The following is a 23,616-nucleotide window of genomic DNA, read 5'->3' as shown; positions in this document are numbered from 1 at the left end:
ATCTCAAATGATTGGAATTGTTGGAATTGTTGTCATTTTTGCAATGGTCTTCGGCGGCTACCTCGCGGCTGGTGGCAAGATGACCATCATAATGAAATCCCTTCCATTCGAAATGATGATGATCGGCGGTGCCGCCGTGGGAGCCTTTCTGATCAGCAACGACATGGGCGGCGTGAAACACACGATCAAAGACATGGGAAAAGTGTTCAAAGGTCCGAAATGGAAACCCGAAGATTATCGCGACCTTCTATGTCTTCTGTTTTCGTTGATCCGTATTGCCCGCTCCAACCCTGTAGAGGTCGAACAGCATATTGAAGACCCCGGAAATTCCAGCCTGTTTTCGGTATACCCCAAGATTCAATCAGACAAAGAGGCCGTCGACCTGATTTGTGACACGATGCGGTCCGCGGCCATGAATTATGACGACCCGCATCAGGTTGAAGAGGTTCTGGAGAAGCGCATGGAGGCGAATTTTCATCATGCTATGCACTCGAGTCATGCGCTTCAAACAGTAGCTGACGGCCTGCCTGCATTGGGGATTGTTGCTGCGGTTCTGGGTGTGATCAAGACAATGGGATCGATCGATCAGCCTCCCGAAGTACTAGGGAAGCTGATTGGGGGTGCCCTGGTGGGTACGTTCCTGGGTGTTTTTCTCGCCTATGGCCTGGTTGGCCCGTTCGCAGGAAAGCTGAAAACCGTTGTTGAAGAAGACAACCACTTCTATCAACTGATCAAGGAAGTACTGGTCGCCAATCTGCATAATCATAATGCCGCCATGTGTATTGAGGTCGGACGCCAGAATACCCCAACGCATAACCGCCCCGGCTTTTCCGAGTTGGAGGACGCATTAAAAGAGCTCAAGCAGGCTGCGGCATGAACCGTATCGGATTTCTGATCGCGGCTTGGGGCATGGCAGCAACGGTCGCGACCGCTCAGGAAGTGGCGGTGCGATCCGGAGAACATGACGGATACACACGTCTGGTTTTCAACGTGCCACCGGAAACTGGCTGGGTGCTGGCGCAACGTAAAAACGGCGCAAGCCTTACAATTGCCTTGGACGACATAACGTTCCAGACCAACTCGGTTTTTGGGCGTTTGAACACAAACCGCCTGGCTTCTTTGTCACAGACAAAGCCCGGCAGCGCATTGGAGATGGAGTTTGGATGCAATTGCGTAGCGTCGGCATTTCTATACAGGGATTCGATGATCGTACTGGACATCGCGCCGGGAGTTTTATTGCCGTCGCTTCTTGAAGATATACCTCCACCCACAAACGGAAGAACGGCCGAGGTCACACCGTCCGGTGGCACAGGGCTGAAACTGCCGCTGCTCACAATGACAGAGCAGGGGATAACGGACCAGCTGTTTACCCGTCTTCTGCAAGGAACCGATCGTAAGTTGCTTGACTTGCAGCTGGCGCCCGTAGGGCCACGCAACACCGCCTCACCCGATACAAGAGCGGTCTCACCCCGGTTGAATTCGAACTTACGTCTGACCACGGTTTTGGACGAATTGCAGAGCGTTCTGAACGCTGAGCTGCAACCAATCGATCCTACACCTGCGTGCATCTCGACCGGTGGGCTGAATTTTGCGTCATGGTCCGGGGAATCTCCCCTTCCTGACCAAATGTCAGCTCTCCGCGCAGAGCTGTACAAGGAATTTGACATTCTTGACGGTGAAAAGGCTCTAAAACTGGCTAAGCTCTACGCCTCACACGGCTTTGGCACCGAAGCACTGGGTGTTTTGAAGTTGTTGGAGACACCGCCAGAGAGCGCTAAATCGATTGCAGCAATTGCGCGGGTCGTTGATGACCGGTCAGCGCTTCCGTCGAACCCATTCAACGGACTGCAGCGGTGTGACAGCGACGCTGCGCTTTGGGCAGTGTTGTCCGAAGAGGAACTGTCACCCGACGCGAACATCAAGGCCATCGAACAAGCCTATGCAAGACTGCCGGATCATCTGCGCCGCCAGCTTGGGCCGCGGTTGTCAAAAACACTGGTGAATGCGCGGCAGCTGGAGGCTGCACGCAGAATCATTCGGTCGGTCGACCGGATTGAACCGGTAGCAACACCAAGTGTCGCGCAAGCCAAGGCCCGCGTTGCCGAAGCGGAAGGTGACAGTGAACGTGAAGAAGTACTGCTAACCGAAGTTATTGCCTCAACCGAGGCCGCGACAGAGGCTCCCCTAGCTTTGGCACGTCTGGTCGAAAACCGCTGGTCAGACCGCAAAACAGTTTCTTCCCAGGAACTTGATTTGGCTGCATCTTATGCGGTCGAATTCAGGCGGTCGGAACTGGGCCCGATGATGAAACGCACTCATGCGATCGCTTTGAGCCTGAGCCAGGAATTTGACCGCGCGTTCGACGTGATCGAAACACTGCCGACTGGGCCCGATAGCGACACCGCCCTCAATCGGCATTTGCAGTTGCTTTCCGAAAGATCGGACGATGTGACCTTTCTACGCCAGACAATGGAGGTAATGCGGACGGACATGGCTACTGTATTGTCAACCGATACTGCAATTGCGTTGGCGGAACGCCTTGCTGCTCTTGGCTTTGCTACGCAGACCTTTGCGCTGGCTAACAGAACGGAAGATCTGACGCGGCGTTCGGATCGGGCCCGATTGCGCGCTCGGGCAGCTCTGTTGTCGGAGCGTCCTCATCAAGCCCTATTGGAGCTGGCCGAGGACGACTCAGCGGATGCAATTGCATTACGGGCGCAAGCTTTAAGCACAACAGAGGATTTTGCGGCCGCAGGCGATTTGCTCCGCAGCCTCGAACAAAACGAAGCGGCAAACCGCTATTTCTGGCTGGCCGGGTTTTCTGATGGCAGGCTCGAATCTTCGGACGGGAAGTACGCGTCATTGAGTCGAACGGCCAAAGCACTGTTGGACCCGCCGATGCGGTTGCCAGAGACACCGCTGGCGGACGCGGAAAACCTGTTGAAGGACAGCCAGACAACTCGTGAGCAGATCGATGAGATGCTGAGCGTCGTTGGGATAGAGTAACAGGCGCAGCGATTGTCCAGGCTATACCCGTAAACTCACTTCACAGCTTCGGCGCGCCCACATCATGTGCCAAACTCTACTGCTACGCGGGCAGTCATTGATGCCGCCAGTGCGGGAAAGCCCGCCATCAATTGGTCGGGCTTTTTCTCTACTCCCGACGTCAGACACCGGGAGCAGACGTATCAATAACAGCTGATCAAAGGCTTTGCGTCAGTACGGAGCCTCAACGTCGTTCATCGAGACATAGACGGTTTTCATTTCCGAGAAATGGTTGATTGCCAGTTTCGAATTCTCGCGTCCAACGCCGGACATTTTCGATCCACCAAACGGTGCCTCGACCGGGGCAAGGTTGTAGGTGTTGATATAACAGGTGCCTGCCTCGAACCCGGCCACGATACGATGTCCGCGGGTCAGATCATTGGTGAATACGCCTGCAGCCAAGCCGAACTCGGTGTCGTTGGCGCGAGCCATCACCTCTTCCTCGGTCTCGAAATCCAGTACCGACATGACGGGCCCAAAGATTTCCTCGCGTGCGATGGTCATGTTGTCGGTCACGTCAGCGAATACAGTAGGCTGCATGTAAAAACCGTCTCCGTCTATTCGTTCGCCTCCGTAAACCAGTCGCGCGCCCTCGGCTTTGCCTTTTTCGATGTAACTTAGCGCGATGTTCATCTGGTTTTCGCTGACCATCGGGCCAAAGCTGACATCCCCGTCCATCGGGTCGCCGATTTTTGCGTTGGCCAGACGTTCGGACAGGCGCTTCAGAAAGGCCTCTTTGATGCCTTTCTGTACAAAGACCCGGGTACCATTGGAACAGACCTGACCCGATGAGTAGAAGTTACCCAAAATCGCACCTGAAACCGCGTTTTCGATGTCGGCATCGTCAAAGACGATCATCGGGGACTTACCGCCAAGCTCCATTGTAACATGCTTCATGCCTTCCGCCGCAGCAGCATAGACTTTGCGGCCCGTCGGAACAGAACCCGTCAGCGAAACCTTTGCCACACGCGAGTCAGTGACCAGCGAAGCGCCTACATCCCCATAGCCCTGAATTACGTTGTAGACGCCATTGGGCGCACCTGCCTCGACCAGAATCTCGGCTACTTTCAGCGCCGAGAGGGGCGTCGTTTCCGAAGGCTTGAACACCATCGTATTGCCGCAGGCCAGTGCCGGTGCACCTTTCCAGCAGGCAATCTGAGTGGGATAATTCCATGCGCCGATCCCGACGCAAACGCCCAGCGCCTCGCGGATGGTATAAACGAAATCACCGCCGCCCAGCGGGATATGTTCACCGGTCAACGAGGCCGTCAGGCCCCCAAAATACTCCAGTGCATCAGCGCCCGAGGTGGCATCGGCCACAGTGGTTTCTTGAATCGGTTTACCGGTATCATGGGTTTCCAGAACGGACAGGTCGTAGTTGCGTTCGCGCATGATATCAGCCGCGCGTCGCAGAATGCGGCCACGTTCGGTGCCGGACAGGGCCGCCCAGGCCGCCTGAGCGTTTTTCGCGCTGTTTAGAGCCTTATCGACGATCGCCGGCGTTGCTGAATGCAGACGTGCGATCACCTCTCCCGTCGCGGGGTAGATCACATCAATGGCTGCGCCGTTCGTATCTTCAACATACTCGCCGTCAATAAAATGGCTGGCTTTGGGCTGAAACTTCATACCGTGTCCTTTTCTTTCTCACCCGTTTTGGCGGGACAAGTGGTCATTTGAAAATCGGCCTATCGGTTATTGATTGACCAGTCAATAAAATCGTCGAAAGGGCGGTTTTTTGCCTGAAACGCCCCCAAACCTTGAAATTTTCGGCCAATGTTCTATTTATGTTCTACACAGTCAGAGGATAAACCGATGGCCCCGCAAACACGTCTCGCAGCCCTGAATGGGCCGAATAACGACTACCACCTGCTGCCAGTGACCGACCGGCAAATGCGGTATGCGCGCGCGATAGCCGAGAAATCAGCCCTTGAAATTCCGGTCGAGGCGCAACGCGACCGGCGGTTGTTGTCCGACTGGATTTCGGCCCACAAACCGCGTGGAACCTCGCAATTCGACAATTACCCGACAGGTAAGCAGGTCGCCTTTGCCGAGCGGATATCACGCAGCAAACGCCGCCCGATCCCGTCCGAGTGTTTCCGTGACAAGAAAATGATGTCTCGCTGGATCGATCACAACAAATAACCCCTAATTAGGGTCTTTCCTGATTGTGGTTGCGGGCGTAAAGCGCAACTGCTGCCGCAACAAACATTCCTAGCAGGATGTATCCCGTCACGGCTTCGGACACAGCCAACCCGCGACACAAGCCGGTCGGCGACATGTCTCCATATCCGACTGTGGTGAAGGTGACATAGGAAAAATACAGAATATCTCCCGGACCGTGCGCACCGATGACACAGTGGTCGTTATATCCGAAGGCCCCGTAGACAGCGGCGAACAGGAACGGGACGACTTGAATGAACGACACGCCCATCAAAAACAAAAGCCTGCGGGGCGACTTCACCTGTGTCATGTAGTACCAGGACTGCGACACCAGCCAGATCAACAGGCCAACCGATGCGATTGTGCCGATCGTGTCGCCCGCGGTCGCTTCGTTCAGGCGCGAAAGGCCGTACCAGGCGAGAAAGCTTGCAAGAACCAGTCCCAACGCTGCAAGCAGGGTCGATTTCCATTCGTCCAAAGTGGTGGGTTTGCGGTGCACGAACGCCCTCTCAAGCTGGTTAATGAGTGATAATCCAACCTAACGCTAAAGCCTGCAACCCGAATTCAGTCCTGCCGCAGATGCGCCTCACCCCGATCCCGCGCGAGCAGAATCTGCTTTTGCCGCTCGCGAAAGCGCAATTTGTCAGCCTCGGACGTCTCGTCGATGCATTGATGGCATGAGACGCCATGCTCATATTCGGGGCGTTTCATATCCTCGGGCAGGATCGGGCGACGGCAACCGTGGCAGAGCTTATGTGGCCCTTCAACGAGACCGTGGCCAACAGAAACGCGATTGTCGAATACAAAGCACTCGCCCTGCCAAGAACTGTCTTCCGCAGGCATTTCTTCCAGATACCTCAAGATGCCACCTTTGAGGTGATAAACATCCTCGACCCCCTGCCCCAACAAATAGTTGGTTGATTTTTCGCAACGAATACCGCCCGTGCAGAACATGGCGACCCGCTTGTTGTGAAACCGGTCCTTGTTGTCTTCCCACCAGGCCGGAAAGTCGCGGAAACTGGCTGTTTCAGGGTCTATTGCGCCCTCAAACGTGCCGATAGCCACTTCGTAATCGTTGCGCGTGTCGATCAGCACCACATCGTCAGAACGGATCAGATCATTCCAGTCCTGCGGATCGACATAGTTGCCGACACGGGCACGTGGATCGATATCCGGTTGGCCCATTGTCACGATCTCTTTCTTCAGCCGCACTTTCATTTTGCCGAAAGGCGGATGGTCCGAGGTCGCTTCTTTCCACTCCAGACCGGCACAACCCGGCAAGGATCGGATATGTGCCAGAACGGCATCGATCCCGGAACGCGGGCCAGCGATGGTGCCGTTGATCCCTTCGTGAGCGAGCAGCAGAGTGCCCGTGACAGACTGCGCGCGGCACAGATCCAGCAACGGGTCGCGCAGCGCGGTGGGGTCCGGAAAACGGGTAAAGTGATACAGAGCAGCGATTGTATACATATGCGCGATCTACCCCTGCAGACCCAGAGTCGCAAGGGATTGCATTGACGCCCCGCGCCCCGCCGCCTACCGATAGAGCAGTCAAAGGAGGCAGACATGACCCACGCCCTGCTCGTAATCGACGTTCAGAACGATTTCTGCCCCGGCGGCGCATTGGCAGTGGCCGGAGGGGACGAAATCGTCGCCCCGATAAACGCCATGATGGATGAATTCGAGACCGTGATCCTGACGCAGGACTGGCATCCGGCAGGGCATTCTTCGTTCGCAAGCTCCCACGATGGCAAAACCCCGTTCGAATTGATCGAAATGCCTTATGGCCCGCAAGTTCTGTGGCCTGATCACTGCATTCAAGACACGCGGGGGGCTGCCTTTCATCCCGAATTGCGCACCGATGGCGACCTTATCCTTCGCAAGGGGTTCCGCAGTGCTATCGACAGCTATTCCGCGTTCTTCGAGAATGACCACCAGACACCGACAGGTCTGAAAGGCTATTTGGATACCCGAGGCATCGGTCGATTGACCCTTGTGGGATTGGCCACCGATTACTGCGTTCATTATTCCGCAGTAGATGCCGCCGGTTTGGGTTTCGACGTCACGGTCCACATGGCCGCTTGTCGCGAGATTGATATGGACGGCTCGCTTGCCGCAGCTGAACGTGCAATGCGGGACGCTGGCGTTGTTCTGACCTAAGGCGTTGCGCCAGCAGCGGCCAAAAGCTTGATCATCACGAACAAAACAACCGCCAATCCGAGCGCAAACCCAATGCGCCCCGGAACTGTGCGGCGTTCTGGGTTGGGCCGGCTTGACTGAGGTGCCTGAATGCGCATCGGCTGACTGCGTACGATCCCGGCCATGGGTTGCGCTGTCCGGACATAGCGCAGAAACTCCCAAAGGTTGAAATCACCGCAATACTCACCCTGAACCCCACGGGTTCTGATGTTTTCAAACAGCGACCGCAGAACTCGCGCCCGATCTGCCTGATCTTCGGCTGGAAACACGCCTGGCACGATGCCGCTGTCGCGCGACTCGAGGCTGAATCCGGCATCCAGGAAAATCTTGCGAATTTTCGGTGATGTTCCACGCAACGCATCCGCGGCTCTGATATCTCGGAACACAGCACGCACCTGTCGTTCCCTATTGGAGTCGGACCCCAGCTTTTCAGGATCTAAGTCGTCCTGTGCGACGTTAACAATATCAAAATCGTACTCGAGACTCATTCACAAACTCAGTTTCGTCTTTCCATCCCCACTTCTCACTAACCGGAGAAAACAATGCACAATATGCCGGTATTGTGACGTCAAACTGGCATTGTCACCAAATCAGCGACTCTTGCCATTTCCGGAGTCGATTGATCTAACTACGGAAATCGCAGGAGTTCCCCATGGTCGACATCGCGACCCGTGTCTACAATCACAAATGGAAGATCGACCCGATTGTTCGGTCTTTGATCGATACTGACTTCTACAAACTGCTGATGTGCCAGTCAGTGTTTCGAAACAAGCCTCAAACGGACGTTGTTTTTTCACTGATCAACAGGTCGAATCACGTGCCACTGGCCCGTTTGATCGATGAAGGCGAGTTGCGGGAACAGCTGGATCATATCCGTTCTCTCAGCCTCAGCCGGGGCGAAAGCACGTGGCTGCGCGGCAACATGTTCTACGGGAAACGTCAGATGTTCCGCTCGGACTTCATGGAGTGGTTCGAGAATATGCGCCTGCCGCCCTATCATCTTGAGCGCAAAGGCGATCAGTATGAGCTGACCTTTGAAGGCAAGTGGCACGAGGTCATGCTGTGGGAGATCCCAGCTCTGGCAGTTTTAATGGAGTTGCGGTCGCGCGCGGTACTGAATCAAATGCGCCGGTTTGAACTGCAAGTGCTTTATGCCCAGGCAATGACCCGCGTTTGGGAGAAAATCAAAAAGCTGGGCGCCATCGACGGGCTTGGTATCGCGGATTTTGGCACAAGGCGGCGGCATTCGTTCCTTTGGCAAGACTGGTGCGTACAAGCCATGATCGAAGGACTTGGATCCGCGTTTACCGGGACCTCGAACTGCCTGATCGCCATGCGGCGCGAGGTTGAGGCCATCGGCACCAACGCGCACGAATTACCCATGGTCTATTCCGCGCTGGCCGATTCTGATGACGAACTGGCGCAGGCCCCCTATGACGTGCTCAGCGATTGGCATGACGAGCATGACGGCAACCTGCGTATCATCCTGCCCGACACCTATGGCACCAAGGGGTTCCTGGACAACGCACCTGATTGGCTGGCGGGGTGGACCGGTATTCGCATCGACAGCGGAGATCCGGCAGCAGCGGCCGAGGTGGCAATCGATTGGTGGAATGCACGAGGCGAGGACCCGAAACGGAAACGGATCATCTTCTCAGACGGGCTGGATGTCGAAAAAATTCAGGAATTGCACGCCCAGTTCACAGATCGCGCCAATATTTCCTTCGGCTGGGGAACTTTGCTGACCAACGATTTTCGCGGGCTTGTTCCCAATGACGCGCTGGCACCGTTTTCATTGGTCTGCAAGGCAGTATCCGCCAATGGGCGCCCAACGGTGAAGCTGTCGGACAACCCGGAAAAGGCGATGGGCCCGAAAAACCAGATCGAGCGCTATAAGCGAGTGTTTGGGGTCGGTGCGCAAGAAGCGATCAAAGTGATCGTTTAACCGTGAAAAGCGGCAACTGTCTTAAGTTGTGAAAAGCCGTACAGAGCCTCAAACCCCTTTTCGCGGCCATGGCCGGATTTACCCACACCACCAAACGGCAGTTCTACACCGCCTCCGGCACCATAGTTGTTGACGAAGACCTGACCTGAGTGCAGCGCTTTCGCCAAACGCATTTGCCGCGCTCCGTCCCGTGTCCAGACACTGGCGACAAGGCCATAGTCGGTGCTATTTGCTATGGTTAGAGCCTGTTCTTCAGTGTCGAAGGGGATCAGAACCTGGACCGGGCCAAAAATCTCGTCCCTGGCCAGCGGGTGATCTGCAGGCACATCTGCGAACAAGGTGGGCTGGACATAGGCTCCGGTCTTTGGCGCGCCTTTGACAATCTGTCCCTGCGCGGCGATGGTCAGATCCATGCCTTTTTCCAGAAAGCCACTGACAATCTCCCTCTGCCGGTCCGAGATCAGTGGTCCGACACGCAGATCCTGCATCGCGGGCCCTACGGTGAGGTGCTTGTATGCCTCAGACATGCGGGATCTGACCTGCTCATAGACGCCCCGTTGCACCAGGATGCGGGACGAAGCTGAACAGGTCTGCCCAGCGTTTTGAATGCCCGCATTCACCAGAAATGGCATGGCTGCATCAAGATCAGCGTCATCAAAGACCAGTTGCGGGGACTTCCCGCCCAGTTCCAGCGTCACGGGAACGACATTGCGTCCTGCAGCCTGCTGAACCAAGGCACCCGTCGCAACCGAACCGGTGAACGAGATATGGTTGACCTCCGGATGCCCGGACAGCGCAGCGCCCGCCTCGACCCCCAGACCGGGTACAACGTTCAAAGCACCAGCTGGCAACCCGGCCTGTTGCGCGAGATGGGCAAAGGCCAGCGCGGTCAGGCAAGCCTCTTCTGCAGGTTTCAAAACGCAGGCATTGCCCATAGCCAAGGCCGCTCCGACCGAACGCCCGATGATCTGCATCGGATAGTTCCAGGGCACGATATGGCCCGTCACCCCATGTGGTTCGCGCAGAGTATAAACGGTGTAGCCATCGAGATAGGGAATGGTCTCTCCCATCACCTTGTCCGCCGCGCCGCCATAGAACTCGCAGTACCGCGCCAGAGCGACCGCGTCCGCCCGCGCCTGCGTCAGCGGTTTTCCGACATCCATTGCCTCAAGCTGCGCCAGATCGTCCACGCGTTCCAGCACCAGTTGGCCCAGCCGCGTCAGGATACGGCCACGCTCCAACGCTGTCTTGCGTCCCCAGTCGCAATTCAACGCCGACCCGGCGGCCTCGACCGCCGCGTTGATATCCCGCTCGGAGCCCCGGGCAATCCGGCAAATCTCGGTTCCGTCCGAAGGGTCCATCAAAGGCAGGTTGTCTCCCGTTGCCGATTGGGTCCAACGTCCGCCGATCAGACACAAAGTGGGATCAAACCAAATCTTCTGAGTCATTTGGGCCTCCCTTCAGGCTCTAAAAAGGTACTTACGCCGATGTCTGGCAATCGGGGCGCGGCGGCAATCAGAGTTTGCGTGTATGGGTGCTGCGGGTCTTGGAACACCTGTTCGGTCTGACCCTGCTCGACAATCCGCCCGGACTGCATCACCAGCACGCGGTCGGTGATCGTGCGGACAACGCTCAGGTCATGGCTGATGAACAGATACGTCAGATCATAGACTTCGCACAGTTCGGCGAGCAAATCGAGGATCTGAGCCCGGACTGACACGTCGAGAGCCGACACTGCCTCGTCGAACAGTATCAGTTCGGGTCGAATGATCAGGGCGCGTGCAATAGCGATCCGCTGCCGTTGCCCGCCTGAAAACTCATGGATGTACTTGCCCGCGTCGTCTGGACCAAGGCCGACAGCCGTCAGCATCTCAGCAATCTGATCCAGCCGTTCCGACCCGGTTGGCGGGGTGTCCAGCAAATGAAAAGGCTCCGTGATCAGGCGTGCGACACGATGGCGGGGGTTGAAGCTGCCATACGGGTCCTGAAACACCACCTGCATCTTCCGGCGCACCGCAAGGTTCGGTTTGTGGCCGGTAAACACCGGTTGGCCATCCAGATGGATTTGACCGGACTGCACTTCTTCCAAGCCCAAAATTGCTCGTGTTAGGGTCGATTTTCCGCATCCGGATTCACCTACCAACCCCAGCCGCTCCCCTCTGTTGACGGTGAAACTGACACCATCCACTGCCCGGTGATGACGTGGCGCATCCAACAAGCCTTTACGGGGCAGTCGGTAATCCCGGACAACCTGACTTACCTCCAGCAAGGGATGAGGGCGCGCGGGTTCCGGCAGCGTGACCTGATGATCGGAAGCCTCAAACAACATGCGGGTATAGGGGTGCTGCATGTTGTGCAGCAGATGATTGGTCGCCCCGCTCTCGACTACTTCTCCTTCGCGCATGACGGTGATCTGGTCCGCCATGTCGGCCACTACGGCCAGATCATGGGTGATCATCAGCAGGCCCATGTCATATTCTCGCACCAACCCCTTGAGCAGATCAAGAATTTGCGCCTGTGTAGTGACATCCAGCGCCGTGGTGGGCTCGTCCGCGATCAACAACCTGGGACGCAGGGCGATGGCCATGGCAATAACCACGCGCTGACGTTGCCCGCCGGACAGTTCGTGTGGATAGCGGGTCAGAGGGAATTGATCCGGCGGCAGGCCAACGCGAGTCAGTACGTCCTCGGCGCGGGCACGGGCTTGGACCGGGGGCATCGCCTTGTGGATCAGGATTGTCTCCATCACCTGATCACCAATGGTTTTCACGGGATTCAGCGCCGTCATCGGTTCCTGAAACACCATCCCAATGGACGCGCCGCGCAGGGCGCACATCTCGACCTCTGACCGGGTAAGCAGGTCGTCACCGTCCAGTCGGATCGCACCGTCCACCTCTGCTCCGTTCGGCAAAAGCTGCATCACTGCCAGGGCAGTCATCGACTTGCCCGAGCCACTTTCGCCCGTAACGGCTACGATCTGGCCGGGATCGATCGACAGGTTGATCTTTTTCAGGATCGGTGCCCCGTGGATCTCCAGCGCCAGTTTTTCGATCTGCAACAAACTCATTCTCGCGCCACCCTGATCCGAGGGTCCAGCCAGTCGCGCAAACCATCGCCCAACAGGTTCAGACCCAACACCGTGACGATGATCGCCAAGCCCGGAATCAGAGCCAAATGCGGGGCAAAACTGACCATCGTCTGCGCATCCGCGAGCATCCGACCCCAGCTGGGTGTCGGGGGCTGCGCGCCCAAACCGACATAAGAAAGGCCAGCTTCGGCCAGAATACCAAGGCTGAACTGGATGGTGCCCTGCACGATCAGCAGGTTGGCGACATTGGGCAGGATGTGTTCCGCTGATATCCGCACCGCCCCTTTGCCCGAGACACGGGCAGCAAGGATGAACTCCCTCTCCCACAGTGACAAAGCGGCCCCACGAGTGATGCGAGCGAAAACGGGAATGTTGAAAATGCCGATGGCAATGATGGCGTTGATCGCACCGGCACCGAACACGGCGGTTATCAGGATAGCGATGACCAGCGAAGGAAACGCGAAGACCAGATCGTTGCCGCGCATAATCACCTCATCCAGCAAGGACCCATTGCGCGCGGCCGCAGTCAAACCAAGTGGAACGCCCAGCGCCATACCAATTCCCACCGCCACCAGCGCCACTGCAATCGAAGTGCGTGCGCCGACCATGATCATCGAGAACATGTCGCGCCCGAAATGATCGGTTCCGAACCAGTGCTGTAAATTCGGAGACTGCAATTTGTTGGGAATGTCCAGCGCAGCATAGTCGTAAGGCGTCCAGACATACGAAACCAGCGCAGCCAGCAGCACCAATGAAGACAGCATGGCGCCGAGGGTCAGATTACGGCTCATGACCTGCTCCTCAGTCTGGGATCAACTGCGGCATATGCGAGGTCGACAAGGAAGTTCACGGTGATCACAGCAAAGACCAAGAGCATCACAACAGATTCCACGACAATGAGGTCACGGGCAGAAATCGCCTGAAACACCAGCCGCCCAAGGCCCGGCAGATAAAAGACCTGTTCGATGATGATCGAACCTGCCAGCAGGAAGGAAAACTGCAAGCCTATGATGGTCAGCACCGGGATCAGCGCGTTTCGCACCCCATGCCGCCAAAGGGCCTGACGGCGGGACAAGCCCTTGGCCCGGGCCGTGCGCATGAAATCCTCGCCCAGAATGTCCAGCAACGCCGACCGCATCACACGCGCTAGAATCGCAGCCTGCGGCAAGGCAAGGGCCACAGCGGGAAGGGTCAGCGAATGCAGCCCGGCCCAAACCCCGTCGCCCCAACCGACAAACCCACCCGCATTGAACCAGCGCAGGTTGATGGCGAAGATCAGCACAAGCATCATCGCGAACCAGAAGTTGGGGACCGCGATGCCAAGCTGTGTTGCTCCCATCACTGCCAGGTCTCCCGGCTTACCCCGGCGGGCCGCAGCGTAAATCCCGGCGGGAAAGGCAATCAACGTAGAAAGGGTCAACGCGTAAAGAGCCAAGGGCAGAGACACCCACAGCCGGTCTGCGATCATCTGCGAAACTGGCGTACGGTAGGTGTATGAGGTGCCGAAATCCCCCACCAGCATTCCGCCGACCCAGTTGAAATAGCGCTGTATTTTAGACCCATCCAATCCCAGCTCGGACCGCAGCGCAGCCAGCGTGTCCTCCTGCGCGTTGACGCCCAGCATGAACGACGCCGGATCGCCCGGCGCCACCTCAATCACCGCGAAGATGACTACTGAGGCGACGGCTAGGCTGACAAGCAGTGAAATCAGTCGTTTGAAGGCATAGCGGAGCATTGGCACCACGTTAGGGTCACATCAGGCGCTGGTCCAGCATCTAAGGCACCAGAAGATAGGCGAAAACCGCGTAAGCTACGATCGCTGCATATCCCAGTGGATAAATCCACTTGATCGCATAGTTGTCCAGGGTTCGCGCTGCTCCCTCCTTGCCAGAAACTTTCAGTCTTCGCAGTGCAACATTGAAAACGATCAGCGCTCCGGTCATCAGGAACATGCACTGAAGGACAAAATCCAGAAAGGTCAGATACCCCAGCTTTGGCAAATCGGCAGAGATGGCCCAGTTGAACGCGACAAAGACCAACAGATTGCCGCCCGCAATCTCGATCCTCCGGCGATATTCATCCAGAAAAAACAGCGCCCAGCCAACCGAGATCAGGACAAGCATCGGCAGGAACACCCGGATGACATAGTAGGTCAGATGGCGATTTCCTTCAAAAACAAGCGCGACTTGGTCGCTTTCCTTGCCAGACAACCCCATGACCTCGGACTTTTCCAACCGTGCATTGTCCAAAACCCACTCTTCTTCCCCCAGCAGGTCGCCAAGGCCCGAGTATTCCTCCAACGGGTAATAAGAGACGTATTCCGTTGGAAAGATGGACACGACCTCGAAGTGAAACTCCTGCGTGTCGAACGGGTACTTTCGGAAATCAAAATGCGGTGCCTGTAACGTCAGCGAGGATTTCTCGACATAGACGACACGACCGTCATACCGCAAAGAGGCCGCGTTTTCGTGTATCCACTTGTTGGATTGCTGGTTGTGAATGACGAACGCAGGCAGGACTGCACCGATTTCCGCCGCGTGATTGGCCAGGTTGGGTGGGTTGAAAACACGGATGTCGCGCCCAAGTTCTTCCCGGTCGAAAGACAGTGCAGAATCTGTCCATTCCACCCGCAGAATAACAACCGCGCCATAGTTTTCGGCCTTTTGATCGACGCTTGTGATCTGGTCGATGCGGATGCCAATACCGACCTCCAACGGGTTTTCCGGCGTACCGGCCAGAGCATCCAATCGCCCTCCCAATACGTTCTGAGACGCAGCCTGCCCCGGGGAAAAAGATGTAAGGCAAGCGGTTAAGACGATAAGGCAAATGGCACGAAACAACGTCATAACAATACCCAACCAAACCTTGTGAAGTGCCGGGACCGCACCGGACAGCCCCGGTTTATTCCTTACTCAGACCAACTGATCTGGGTCAGATCAATTGCCGCCGTGGGCGCGTTTTCCCACAGGCCCTGAACACCTGCTTTGGCAACCCCCAGCTTGGCGAGTTGGAAAAGGTAGCCGTTGACATAATCGTCAGAGATGAGACGCTGGGCCTCCCCCATCAGGCGAGTACGTTCTTCGGGATCAGTGGTGGTATTCAACGCATCCATCAGCGCCTGAAAATCCGTGCTGTCATACTGGAAGTAATAATCAGGGCGCGCATAAATACCGATATCCATCGGTTCGGTATGGCTGACGATGGTCAGGCCGAAATCCTTGCCCTTGAACACCGATTCCAGCCATTGCGCCCATTCCACGTTGATAATATCGGCGGTGATGCCGACTTCGGCCAATTGTGCAGCGATGATTTCCCCGCCGCGACGGGCATAAGATGGCGGCGGCAGGTGCAAGGTGGTCTCGAATCCGTCTTCGAACCCGGCCTCGGCCAGCATTGCCTTGGCTTTTTCTGGGTCGTAAGCCGAATTGCCCGTCAAATCGACATAGGCCGGATGATGCGGTGCGAAATGCGTGCCGATCGGGGTGCCATAACCGAACATCGCGCCGTCGATGATGGCCTGCCGATCGATGGCATGGGCCAGTGCCTGCCGGACAAGGATGTCGTCAAACGGCGGCTGCTTGTTGTTGGTGGACAGGATCGTCTCGCCTTCGGTCGAACCGACCAGAACCTGAAAGCGTGGATCGGCCTCGAATTGTGGCAGGTTTTCTGGCGCTGGGAAGTTGTCAAATACGTCGACGTCCTCGGCCATCATGGCGGCAAAAGCGGCAGTTGGGTCCGAGATAAACTTGAACGTAGCAGTCTCTAACGCAGGCTGATCGCCCCAATAGTCGGGATTGCGATTCAACGTGATGCTGTCGCCCTGAACCCAGTTGCCAAAGGTATAGGCCCCAGTGCCAACCGGATTGGTCTTGATGTCTTCGATGCTGTCAGGCGCGACAATAACCGCATCCCCCCAGGCCAGGTTAAACAGGAAATTGCCGTTTGGCTCGGACAGAGTGACTTTGACAGACAGCGGGTCAACGACTTCGACGCTTTCAATTCCGGCAAACAGCGCCTTTTGTGCATTTGCGCTGTCGTCTGCAGTGGCGCGGTCCAGGGTGAACTTGACATCCTCTGCATCCATGGTCGTGCCGTCATGGAACGTCACGCCATCGCGCAGTTTGAAAGTGTAAACCGTGCCGTCTTCGGAAATCTCCCAGCTTTCTGCCAAACCGGGCACGACCGAGCCGTCGCCCATGAAACGTGTCAGGCCTTCGAAGATATTGGTGTAAACCACCGAGTCGATGGCCTGCGCCGCGGCGCTGGTGGGATCCAGATGCGGGGGTTCAAGCTGCATGGCGATGGTGATGTCGGACTTGGCCAAAGCCTGTGTCGCAATCAGGCTGGCGCCAACGGCCAGGGTCGATGCGAATGTCCGGATCAGAATTTTTGTCATATAAACTCTCCCTACTGAAACTGGCTGTACCCTTGTTTTCGGGGCCGTTTTACTGACAGTCTTCCTGTAAACCTGAGGTCAATCAAGGGAATGTTCGCGCAACCGGGGTTTCTTCGGCCCCGTCCGATCTGCTATGCCGCACTGCAACATAATACCTGCAGGAGCGACCCATGAGCGCCACCGCCCGCAAGAAAGCCCCGAACGCCGAGGATATTCGCGCCCGAAAAGGTGGCGAACCGCTGGTTTCACTGACCGCCTATACAACACCAATGGCGCGCCTGATGGACGCGCATTGCGACTTTGTTCTGGTCGGTGACAGCGTTGGCATGGTGCTGCACGGGCTGGAATCCACGCTGGGCGTCACGATGGAGATGATGATCCTGCATGGTCAGGCCGTGTCCCGCGGGCTGGAAGGGGCGATGATGGTCATCGACATGCCCTTTGGTAGCTATGAGCATTCACCTGCCGATGCCTTCCGCAACGCAGCGCGGCTTATGGCGGAAACCAGCGCCGGGGCCGTAAAGCTGGAAGGTGGTGTCGAGATGGCCGAAACCATCCGCTTTTTGGTCAAGCGCGGCATCCCGGTGATGGCTCATATCGGTCTGACCCCGCAATCCATCAACACGCTGGGTGGCTACAAGGTGCAGGGCCGTGACGAGCAGGCTGAAGCCGTCATGGCAGACGCTCGCGCCGTGGCTGAGGCTGGCGCCTTTTCTGTCGTTCTGGAAAAAGTTCCTCAAGGTCTGGCAGACCAGATCACCAATGAGATCGCGATCCCGACCATTGGAATTGGAGCATCCGCAGGCTGCGACGGGCAGATTCTGGTGGTGGACGACATGGTTGGCTTTTTCACCGCCTTCAAACCCAAATTCGTCAAACGTTATGCCGAGCTGGGTCCGTTGGCCGAGGCTGCTATCGCGGAATACGCCGCCGAAGTGCGCGCGCGGACATTCCCGGCTGACGAACATGTCTTTGCCGATCAGGCTCCGATTAAAGGACCCAAGACATGACCGCTCCGATTTTGCGCTCTTTGGCCGAGCTGCGAGCCAAAACCACCGAATGGCACCGAAAAGGTGAGATGATCGGCGTAGTTCCGACCATGGGTGCGCTGCACGAAGGGCATTTGTCACTGGCACAAGCCGCGAAAGAGGGCTGCGACCGGGTGATCGTGACGATCTTTGTGAACCCCAAGCAGTTCAACAACCCCGACGATCTGGAAAACTACCCCCGCACCGAACATGAGGACGCTGAGAAACTGGCCCCCTATGGGGTGGATGCGATCTATGTGCCGGACCCGCAGGAAGTCTATCCGAAAGGTTTTTCGACAACGGTATCGGTCGGCGGCCTGACCGACGTGATGGAAGGCCCTTTCCGCCCCGGACATTTCGAAGGCGTGGCCACTGTAGTCGCCAAGCTGTTCCTGCAAACACAGGCGAATCGAGCCTATTTCGGGGAAAAAGACTATCAACAGCTGCTGGTTGTCCGCCGTATGGCGCGCGATCTGGACATCCCGATTGAGGTTGTTGGCTGCCCGACTGTGCGTGAACCTTCGGGACTGGCGATGTCGTCCCGCAATCTTCTTCTTTCACCCGAAGGGTTGAAGATCGCAGAACGTATGAACGATGTCATGCGGCAGGTGGCTGATGGCCTGGCTGCGGGAAAAGAGTTTGCTGCGCTGGCGCAGGATGCAAAGGAAACCTTGCTGAAGGCTGGGTTCTCCAAGATCGAATATATCGACCTTCGCTGTGCTGCAACGTTGGAAAGCCTGTCCAGCGCCAGCAAACCCGCCCGTCTTTTCGTTACGGCCTGGGCTGACGGCGTCCGCCTGATCGACAATATCCCGGTAAATCCGGTCTGATTTCTGCACTGGCCCCTTCGGTATTGTTTGCGCTAAAGTCCCGCAAAACGATACCGGGGGAGAGCGGACATGACCTATATTCTGGCAATTGATCAGGGCACCACGTCCTCGCGCGCCATTTTGTTTGACGCGCAGATGCAGCCTGTTGGCACCGCACAGCAGGAGTTTCCCCAGCATTTCCCGCGGGAGGGCTGGGTTGAACATGACCCCGAAGATATCTGGTCCAGCGTTCTGCACGTGTGCCGCGAGGTCATGAAAACCACCGGCGTTTCCGTCAATCAGATCGCCGGGATCGGGATCACCAACCAGCGTGAAACGACCGTTATCTGGGACAAGCAATCTGGAAAGGCCATCCACAACGCTATCGTCTGGCAGGACCGACGCACTGCCGATATCTGTGCCCGCTACAAGCAAGCCGGGTGCGAGGATGACGTCACCGCCCAGACCGGTCTGCTGCTGGACCCGTATTTCTCGGGCACCAAGGTCAAATGGCTGCTGGATACCGTTTCAGGTGCCCGCGAGCGGGCGGAAGCCGGGGAACTGCTGTTTGGCACGATCGACAGTTTCCTGATCTGGCGGCTGACTGAAGGCCTTGTGCACGCAACCGACGCCACCAATGCCGCCCGCACCCTGTTGTTTGACATCCACAAAGGTGAGTGGAGCGCCGAGATTTGCGATCTGCTGGATGTACCCTTGAACCTCTTGCCGGAGGTGCGCGATTGCGCCTCGGACTTCGGCAGCACCACGTTGTTTGGCGGTGATGTTGCTATTCTGGGCGTTGCTGGTGACCAGCAGGCGGCCACCATCGGGCAGGCCTGTTTCCAGCCGGGGATGATGAAATCCACCTATGGCACGGGCTGTTTCGCCTTGCTGAATACAGGCGCACAGCCGGTCGAGTCGAAAAACCGCCTGCTGACGACGATTGCCTATCAGCTGGGCGGTCAGCGGACCTATGCGCTGGAAGGGTCCATCTTTATTGCGGGGGCTGCCGTGCAATGGCTGCGGGATGCGCTACAGATCATCGACGCGGCCCCGCAAAGTGGCGAACTGGCGGCGCAGGCTGATCCGAACCAGCATGTGGTGCTTGTGCCCGCCTTCACCGGCCTTGGCGCACCTTATTGGAAACCTGATTGCCGCGGCGCGATGTTCGGACTGACACGCAATTCAGGCCGGGCAGAGATCGCCCGCGCCACGCTGGAAAGCATTGCCTTTCAGACCCGCGATCTGTGGCACGCCATGCAGGGCGACTGGGGGGCTGATGCAGACGTCATCCTGCGCGTCGACGGCGGGATGAGCGCGTCTGACTGGACCATGCAGGGCCTGTCGAACTGTTTGGGCGCCCCTGTGGACCGGCCGGTCATGCAAGAGACAACGGCCCTTGGTGCGGCATGGCTGGCAGGTATGAAAGCCGGGATTTACCCGGATCCGGCCGGGTTTGCAGAGACATGGGCGCTGGATCGCCGCTTCGAACCAACGCAAGAGCAAGCCGAACGCGACGCGGCCTATGATCGCTGGCAGCGGGCCGTACAGGCGACGATGGCCTTTTGAACCGCCGCGCTTGTTGAGCCAAACTTTGTGTTGGCCTGAGTTTTCAGCGGTCAACCGGAGTGTTTAGGCAGAAAGGCGAAACATGATTTCCTACATCACAGTTGGCGCCGATGACGTAACACGTGCGAAGCGGTTTTATTCGGCGTTTATGTTCGCGCTGGGTTACGAGCTTGAGGAGGGACCCGAGGGGCTGAGCTTTGCGTTGCCCGTCGAACCCGGCCAATCTTCCGTTCTGCCTGAATTCTACGTCAAACCTACCTTCGACGGACGTCCGGCTTCGGCCGGAAACGGGTCCATGACCGCATTCGAAGCGCGCAATCAAAAGCAGGTTCGGGATCTTCACGCGGCAGCTGTTGCCGCAGGTGGGTCCGACGAGGGCCAACCGGGATTTCGCGCCAATTATGGCCCCAATTTCTATGTTGGTTACCTGCGCGACCCTCAGGGCAACAAGATCGCATTGTTCTCAAGCAATCCGAATGAACCCGGACGAGACGATTAACCCGAAGCACTGACCCTAGCTGTGATCTTTCAAAAGCCGCTGCTTTTGCCGTGACCAGTCGCGCTTGGCTTGGGTTTCGCGCTTGTCATGGGTTTTCTTACCCTTGGCAACGCCGATCTTTATCTTGGCCAGTCCCTTATGGTTGAAATACAGAACCAACGGCACCAACGTCATGCCCTTGCGCTGGGTCGCATTCCAGAGGTCAGACATCTGTTTGCGTGACACCAACAGTTTTCTACGGCGGCGCTCTTCGTGCTTGAACATCTTGGCCTGCTCGTAAGGCGCGATGTAGCTGTTGACCAGCCACAGCTCTCCGTCATCAACGGTGGCATAGCTTTCAGCGATGTTCGAACCACCTGCGCGCAGGGATTTGACCTCGGACCCTTGCAGAATGATGCCGCATTCGATGTCCTCTTCGATTGCGTAATCGAAGCGGGCGCGCCGGTTTTCGGCGATTACCTTGTAATTCGGGTCTGTCTTCTGCTTGGCCATGACGCGTTGATTTAGGCGGCTTGAGCCGCCCTTGCAAGGCAGGGATTTGCCGCTGTGGTCAGGATTTGGCCGAAATGATCAGATCAGGGCCAAAAATCGTGTCGGCGTGGTTGTGAAGATATATCTTCAACCATGGCGTAAACCGGTTGGGATGACGTGTCACTTCGGCCAACAGATCGTGGTAATCGATCCATCGGATATCCATGACTTCATCCGGGTTAGGCTCGATCTTCAATGGCCCGCGGACATGGGCCAGAAAAACATCGACCACTTCATTTTCCACCATGCCGTTGCCGACATCGGCGTGATATTCCAGACGATGACGGTATTCGGGGTAAAGGCCGGTGATCCCAAGCTCTTCGCTCAGACGGCGCACGGCACAGGTGGAAGAGCTTTCGTCCCAGTCCGGGTGGGTGCAGCAGGTATTCGCCCAAAGGCCCGGTGTATGGTATTTGCCCAATGCGCGGCGCTGCAACAGAATCTCGGTACCCCGCACGACAAACACCGACACAGCCTTGTGCTTGAGCCCTTTTTCATGGGCTTCGAGCTTGTCTACCGGGGTCAATTCACCATTGACCCAAGCCGGGATCATGATTCCCATCTGTCCTCTCCTGCTGCCAATCCGCCTGGCGGGCGCTGATGTTGAGTTTAGCTGTTGCCGGGTCGGCTTGGCGTTGCGGCGTTTTCCGCGATACGCCGTCTGATATCAAAGTGTCGCTGTTCCACAATGTTATCAATCGCACCAAAGGCCGCAGGGGCTGCGGCCTTTGGTCCTTGTGCACAGGTGCACAGTATCAGGTGTTATTCACCCGATACGCTTGCGATATAGGCAAAGACGTCTTCACCGCCTTTTTTCAGTTTGAAAGTCATTTTCGACTTGGCAGCCGTGTCATCCAGATAGGATTTAAGGAATGCCTTGGGGTCCTGCGAATACTCGACAAAGGTCGCTTCGTCCCAGACCAGACCGTTCTCACCTGCAGCAACGATGCTGTCACCGTATTTGAAGCCCTCATAGGTTCCGGCGGTGCGGCCAGCGATTCCAAAGAGGTTGGGGCCGGTTTTGCCGCCCTTGACGATCACTTCGCCTTCCGGGTCGGCGATCATGTGACAGGACTTGCATTTGTTGAAGGTTTTCTTGCCCGCCTCAGCGTCGCCTTCAGCGTAGGCGGGAAGGGCCAGAAGGCCGACGATTGCGGTAGCGAGGATGCGATTCATAGCTTTTGCTCCGATACATATTTGGCTGCACCGAATGGATCGTCGGCGCAAAAAAGAGTCAACGCGCAGATTGCCGCGCGCACATATTGTGCCACTGCGACAAATAGGGTGTCCTTAACTTTTGTCATGTACCCCGGACCAGCAGCGCAATAGGTCGCCCGCTGCAGGAGTCGCCAGATAAACGGCCCGAGCAATGGCCCGCGCCAGACAAATCGAAGCCGCGTGCCCGATGACACCCGGTTCTGCATCAGAGGTGATCACTCGCGCGCCCGTGCTGACCCCGAACACCAGATCGCCATCCCCCGGCGTGTGAGCGGGTACAATGGCGCGGGCAATACCGTCATGGGCGGCAACGGCCAGCCTCTGGCATTGAGGTTTGGTCAGGACCGCATCCGTCGCAACGATGGCAATCGTGGTATTGGCCTTGTCCGGGCTCGCCGACCGCATCGCCTGCGCCTTAAGACTGGCAGTCGGATAGCCGAGCCCCGCGCTGGAATCAGGCCCTAATCCGCCGAATTCGCCGTCCACTTCAAACGGGGCTGCCCAGAAATGGCGGTCACCCGGCGTGGTCACGCTTCCCAACGGGTTGACCGCAACAAGTGCGCCCACGGTAACACCACTGTCCAAGACCAGCGAGGCAGAGCCCAACCCGCCTTTGTGCATGGCCGCCAACGCCCCGGTTCCCGCGCCGGCGGTACCAAGGTCAAACTGGTCCGACGCGGCTTCGAACGCGGCACGCCCCAAGGCGCGATAGGGATTCTCATCCCAGGTCTTGTCCCCACCATTGAGTAGGTCAAACAAGATCGCACCTGGTACGATTGGCACCACAACATCACCAACCGGATAACCCCGACCCTGCTGGCGCAATGCATCCGAGACACCGGAACAGGCATCCAGCCCGAACGCAGATCCGCCGGACAGCGATATCGCGTCCACGTGAGTCACTGTCTTATCCGCAGCGAGAAGATCCGTATCGCGCGTACCCGGCGCGCCGCCCATAACATGGACCGATGCTACGAACGGGTCTTCGGAGGTCAGGACAGTCGTACCGGATTTCAAGGCGGCATCCTGAGCGTTGCCGACCATCAGGCCGGGGACATCGGTGATCAGGTTTTTGGGTCCGGGGGTCATTTCAGTCTCTGTGGTTGAGCGGGAAAGCGCGCTGATGTGC

Annotated in this window: 23 protein-coding genes; 9 read left to right on the top strand and 14 right to left on the bottom strand. The window is 57.2% G+C overall.

Features of this window, described 5'->3' with window-relative positions:
- Positions 1–7: 7 nt before the first annotated feature.
- Both motA and ACR0K5_RS15445 read left to right on the top strand, forming a co-directional pair.
- Entirely contained in the window at positions 8–877 is an 870-nt protein-coding gene (gene motA, locus ACR0K5_RS15450) for a flagellar motor stator protein MotA (RefSeq protein WP_480630546.1), read from the top strand.
- Positions 874–3,006 carry a hypothetical protein gene (locus ACR0K5_RS15445; protein ID WP_480630545.1) on the top strand — a complete coding sequence of 711 codons (2,133 nt, stop codon included), beginning with the start codon at positions 874–876 and terminating at the stop codon, positions 3,004–3,006. The genes motA and ACR0K5_RS15445 overlap by 4 nt, the downstream gene beginning before the upstream one ends.
- A gap of 210 nt (positions 3,007–3,216) precedes the next feature.
- Here the strand turns inward: ACR0K5_RS15445 and betB are convergent, their stop codons facing one another.
- Entirely contained in the window at positions 3,217–4,671 is a 1,455-nt protein-coding gene (gene betB, locus ACR0K5_RS15440) for a betaine-aldehyde dehydrogenase (protein ID WP_480630544.1), read from the bottom strand.
- A gap of 186 nt (positions 4,672–4,857) precedes the next feature.
- Between betB and ACR0K5_RS15435 the strand changes: the two genes are divergently transcribed.
- Positions 4,858–5,187, top strand: coding sequence for a hypothetical protein (locus ACR0K5_RS15435; protein WP_480630543.1), 330 nt, complete (start codon positions 4,858–4,860; stop codon positions 5,185–5,187).
- A gap of 7 nt (positions 5,188–5,194) precedes the next feature.
- On the opposite strand, the gene ACR0K5_RS15430 is transcribed toward ACR0K5_RS15435, so the two are convergent.
- Both ACR0K5_RS15430 and trhO read right to left on the bottom strand, forming a co-directional pair.
- Entirely contained in the window at positions 5,195–5,704 is a 510-nt protein-coding gene (locus tag ACR0K5_RS15430) for a potassium channel family protein (protein WP_480630542.1), read from the bottom strand.
- Positions 5,705–5,769: 65 nt separating this feature from the next.
- The gene (gene trhO, locus ACR0K5_RS15425) at positions 5,770–6,675 is read right to left on the bottom strand and encodes an oxygen-dependent tRNA uridine(34) hydroxylase TrhO (protein ID WP_480630541.1); all 906 of its coding nucleotides are present in this window, start codon (positions 6,673–6,675) and stop codon (positions 5,770–5,772) included.
- Between the two features lie 96 nt (positions 6,676–6,771).
- Between trhO and pncA the strand changes: the two genes are divergently transcribed.
- Positions 6,772–7,365: a bifunctional nicotinamidase/pyrazinamidase gene (pncA, locus tag ACR0K5_RS15420; RefSeq protein WP_480630540.1), complete on the top strand. Its 594-nt coding sequence runs from the start codon at positions 6,772–6,774 to the stop codon at positions 7,363–7,365.
- Here pncA and ACR0K5_RS15415 read toward each other — a convergent pair.
- On the bottom strand, positions 7,362–7,892 hold the full coding sequence (locus ACR0K5_RS15415) for a hypothetical protein (protein WP_480630539.1): 531 nt from the start codon (positions 7,890–7,892) through the stop codon (positions 7,362–7,364). The two genes, pncA and ACR0K5_RS15415, sit on opposite strands and share 4 nt — an antisense overlap.
- Positions 7,893–8,056: 164 nt before the next feature.
- Here ACR0K5_RS15415 and pncB point away from each other — a divergent pair, with 164 nt between their 5' ends.
- Positions 8,057–9,349 (top strand): nicotinate phosphoribosyltransferase, encoded by a 1,293-nt coding sequence (gene pncB / locus ACR0K5_RS15410; protein WP_480630538.1) that lies wholly within the window; start codon positions 8,057–8,059, stop codon positions 9,347–9,349.
- On the opposite strand, the gene ACR0K5_RS15405 is transcribed toward pncB, so the two are convergent.
- From ACR0K5_RS15405 to ACR0K5_RS15380, 6 genes are all read right to left on the bottom strand, one after another.
- Positions 9,346–10,797: an aldehyde dehydrogenase family protein gene (locus tag ACR0K5_RS15405; protein ID WP_480630537.1), complete on the bottom strand. Its 1,452-nt coding sequence runs from the start codon at positions 10,795–10,797 to the stop codon at positions 9,346–9,348. The two genes, pncB and ACR0K5_RS15405, sit on opposite strands and share 4 nt — an antisense overlap.
- Positions 10,794–12,416 (bottom strand): ABC transporter ATP-binding protein, encoded by a 1,623-nt coding sequence (locus tag ACR0K5_RS15400; RefSeq protein ID WP_480630536.1) that lies wholly within the window; start codon positions 12,414–12,416, stop codon positions 10,794–10,796. Before ACR0K5_RS15400 ends, ACR0K5_RS15405 begins: the two co-directional genes overlap by 4 nt.
- Positions 12,413–13,228 carry an ABC transporter permease gene (locus ACR0K5_RS15395; RefSeq protein ID WP_480630535.1) on the bottom strand — a complete coding sequence of 272 codons (816 nt, stop codon included), beginning with the start codon at positions 13,226–13,228 and terminating at the stop codon, positions 12,413–12,415. Before ACR0K5_RS15395 ends, ACR0K5_RS15400 begins: the two co-directional genes overlap by 4 nt.
- On the bottom strand, positions 13,225–14,172 hold the full coding sequence (locus ACR0K5_RS15390) for an ABC transporter permease (RefSeq protein ID WP_480630534.1): 948 nt from the start codon (positions 14,170–14,172) through the stop codon (positions 13,225–13,227). The genes ACR0K5_RS15395 and ACR0K5_RS15390 overlap by 4 nt, the downstream gene beginning before the upstream one ends.
- 40 nt (positions 14,173–14,212) lie before the next feature.
- Positions 14,213–15,184 (bottom strand): ligand-gated ion channel, encoded by a 972-nt coding sequence (locus ACR0K5_RS15385; RefSeq protein ID WP_480630533.1) that lies wholly within the window; start codon positions 15,182–15,184, stop codon positions 14,213–14,215.
- 161 nt (positions 15,185–15,345) lie between these two features.
- A complete protein-coding gene (locus tag ACR0K5_RS15380) occupies positions 15,346–16,833 on the bottom strand; it encodes an ABC transporter substrate-binding protein (protein WP_480630532.1) in 1,488 nt (495 codons plus the stop codon).
- A gap of 170 nt (positions 16,834–17,003) precedes the next feature.
- On the opposite strand from ACR0K5_RS15380, the gene panB reads away from it, so the two are divergent.
- The 4 genes from panB (at position 17,004) to ACR0K5_RS15360 (ending at position 20,738) form a co-directional block, all read left to right on the top strand.
- Positions 17,004–17,843: a 3-methyl-2-oxobutanoate hydroxymethyltransferase gene (panB, locus tag ACR0K5_RS15375; protein WP_480630531.1), complete on the top strand. Its 840-nt coding sequence runs from the start codon at positions 17,004–17,006 to the stop codon at positions 17,841–17,843.
- Positions 17,840–18,691, top strand: coding sequence for a pantoate--beta-alanine ligase (gene panC / locus ACR0K5_RS15370; protein WP_480630530.1), 852 nt, complete (start codon positions 17,840–17,842; stop codon positions 18,689–18,691). The genes panB and panC overlap by 4 nt, the downstream gene beginning before the upstream one ends.
- 69 nt (positions 18,692–18,760) lie before the next feature.
- Complete coding sequence (gene glpK / locus ACR0K5_RS15365) at positions 18,761–20,239, top strand: glycerol kinase GlpK (protein WP_480630529.1); 1,479 nt, start codon at positions 18,761–18,763, stop codon at positions 20,237–20,239.
- Between the two features lie 82 nt (positions 20,240–20,321).
- Positions 20,322–20,738, top strand: coding sequence for a VOC family protein (locus ACR0K5_RS15360; protein ID WP_480630528.1), 417 nt, complete (start codon positions 20,322–20,324; stop codon positions 20,736–20,738).
- A 15-nt stretch (positions 20,739–20,753) separates the two neighbouring features.
- Here ACR0K5_RS15360 and smpB read toward each other — a convergent pair whose 3' ends face one another.
- The 4 genes from smpB to ACR0K5_RS15340 form a co-directional block, all read right to left on the bottom strand.
- Positions 20,754–21,230, bottom strand: a complete 477-nt coding sequence (gene smpB / locus ACR0K5_RS15355; protein ID WP_480630527.1) for an SsrA-binding protein SmpB — start codon at positions 21,228–21,230, stop codon at positions 20,754–20,756.
- 58 nt (positions 21,231–21,288) lie between these two features.
- Complete coding sequence (gene idi / locus ACR0K5_RS15350) at positions 21,289–21,831, bottom strand: isopentenyl-diphosphate Delta-isomerase (RefSeq protein WP_480630526.1); 543 nt, start codon at positions 21,829–21,831, stop codon at positions 21,289–21,291.
- A 200-nt stretch (positions 21,832–22,031) separates the two neighbouring features.
- On the bottom strand, positions 22,032–22,445 hold the full coding sequence (locus tag ACR0K5_RS15345) for a c-type cytochrome (protein WP_480630525.1): 414 nt from the start codon (positions 22,443–22,445) through the stop codon (positions 22,032–22,034).
- Between the two features lie 114 nt (positions 22,446–22,559).
- Positions 22,560–23,576 carry a P1 family peptidase gene (locus ACR0K5_RS15340; protein WP_480630524.1) on the bottom strand — a complete coding sequence of 339 codons (1,017 nt, stop codon included), beginning with the start codon at positions 23,574–23,576 and terminating at the stop codon, positions 22,560–22,562.
- Positions 23,577–23,616: the final 40 nt, after the last annotated feature.

The sequence above is a fragment of the Ruegeria sp. AB9 genome (assembly GCF_056542585.1).
Note: the sequence above shows the minus strand (reverse complement) of the source record. Positions and strands in the feature narration are given on the sequence as shown.

Coding starts and splice junctions, on each gene's coding strand:
- ACR0K5_RS15445 (WP_480630545.1), top strand. CDS start 874: ATGAACCGTATCGGATTTCTGATCGCGGCTTGGGGCATGGCAGCAACG.
- ACR0K5_RS15345 (WP_480630525.1), bottom strand. CDS start 22,445: ATGAATCGCATCCTCGCTACCGCAATCGTCGGCCTTCTGGCCCTTCCC.
- ACR0K5_RS15415 (WP_480630539.1), bottom strand. CDS start 7,892: ATGAGTCTCGAGTACGATTTTGATATTGTTAACGTCGCACAGGACGAC.
- pncB (WP_480630538.1), top strand. CDS start 8,057: ATGGTCGACATCGCGACCCGTGTCTACAATCACAAATGGAAGATCGAC.
- ACR0K5_RS15360 (WP_480630528.1), top strand. CDS start 20,322: ATGATTTCCTACATCACAGTTGGCGCCGATGACGTAACACGTGCGAAG.
- panC (WP_480630530.1), top strand. CDS start 17,840: ATGACCGCTCCGATTTTGCGCTCTTTGGCCGAGCTGCGAGCCAAAACC.
- ACR0K5_RS15340 (WP_480630524.1), bottom strand. CDS start 23,576: ATGACCCCCGGACCCAAAAACCTGATCACCGATGTCCCCGGCCTGATG.
- ACR0K5_RS15405 (WP_480630537.1), bottom strand. CDS start 10,797: ATGACTCAGAAGATTTGGTTTGATCCCACTTTGTGTCTGATCGGCGGA.
- ACR0K5_RS15435 (WP_480630543.1), top strand. CDS start 4,858: ATGGCCCCGCAAACACGTCTCGCAGCCCTGAATGGGCCGAATAACGAC.
- idi (WP_480630526.1), bottom strand. CDS start 21,831: ATGGGAATCATGATCCCGGCTTGGGTCAATGGTGAATTGACCCCGGTA.
- glpK (WP_480630529.1), top strand. CDS start 18,761: ATGACCTATATTCTGGCAATTGATCAGGGCACCACGTCCTCGCGCGCC.
- ACR0K5_RS15400 (WP_480630536.1), bottom strand. CDS start 12,416: ATGAGTTTGTTGCAGATCGAAAAACTGGCGCTGGAGATCCACGGGGCA.
- pncA (WP_480630540.1), top strand. CDS start 6,772: ATGACCCACGCCCTGCTCGTAATCGACGTTCAGAACGATTTCTGCCCC.
- ACR0K5_RS15395 (WP_480630535.1), bottom strand. CDS start 13,228: ATGAGCCGTAATCTGACCCTCGGCGCCATGCTGTCTTCATTGGTGCTG.
- ACR0K5_RS15380 (WP_480630532.1), bottom strand. CDS start 16,833: ATGACAAAAATTCTGATCCGGACATTCGCATCGACCCTGGCCGTTGGC.
- motA (WP_480630546.1), top strand. CDS start 8: ATGATTGGAATTGTTGGAATTGTTGTCATTTTTGCAATGGTCTTCGGC.
- betB (WP_480630544.1), bottom strand. CDS start 4,671: ATGAAGTTTCAGCCCAAAGCCAGCCATTTTATTGACGGCGAGTATGTT.
- ACR0K5_RS15390 (WP_480630534.1), bottom strand. CDS start 14,172: ATGCTCCGCTATGCCTTCAAACGACTGATTTCACTGCTTGTCAGCCTA.
- smpB (WP_480630527.1), bottom strand. CDS start 21,230: ATGGCCAAGCAGAAGACAGACCCGAATTACAAGGTAATCGCCGAAAAC.
- panB (WP_480630531.1), top strand. CDS start 17,004: ATGAGCGCCACCGCCCGCAAGAAAGCCCCGAACGCCGAGGATATTCGC.
- trhO (WP_480630541.1), bottom strand. CDS start 6,675: ATGTATACAATCGCTGCTCTGTATCACTTTACCCGTTTTCCGGACCCC.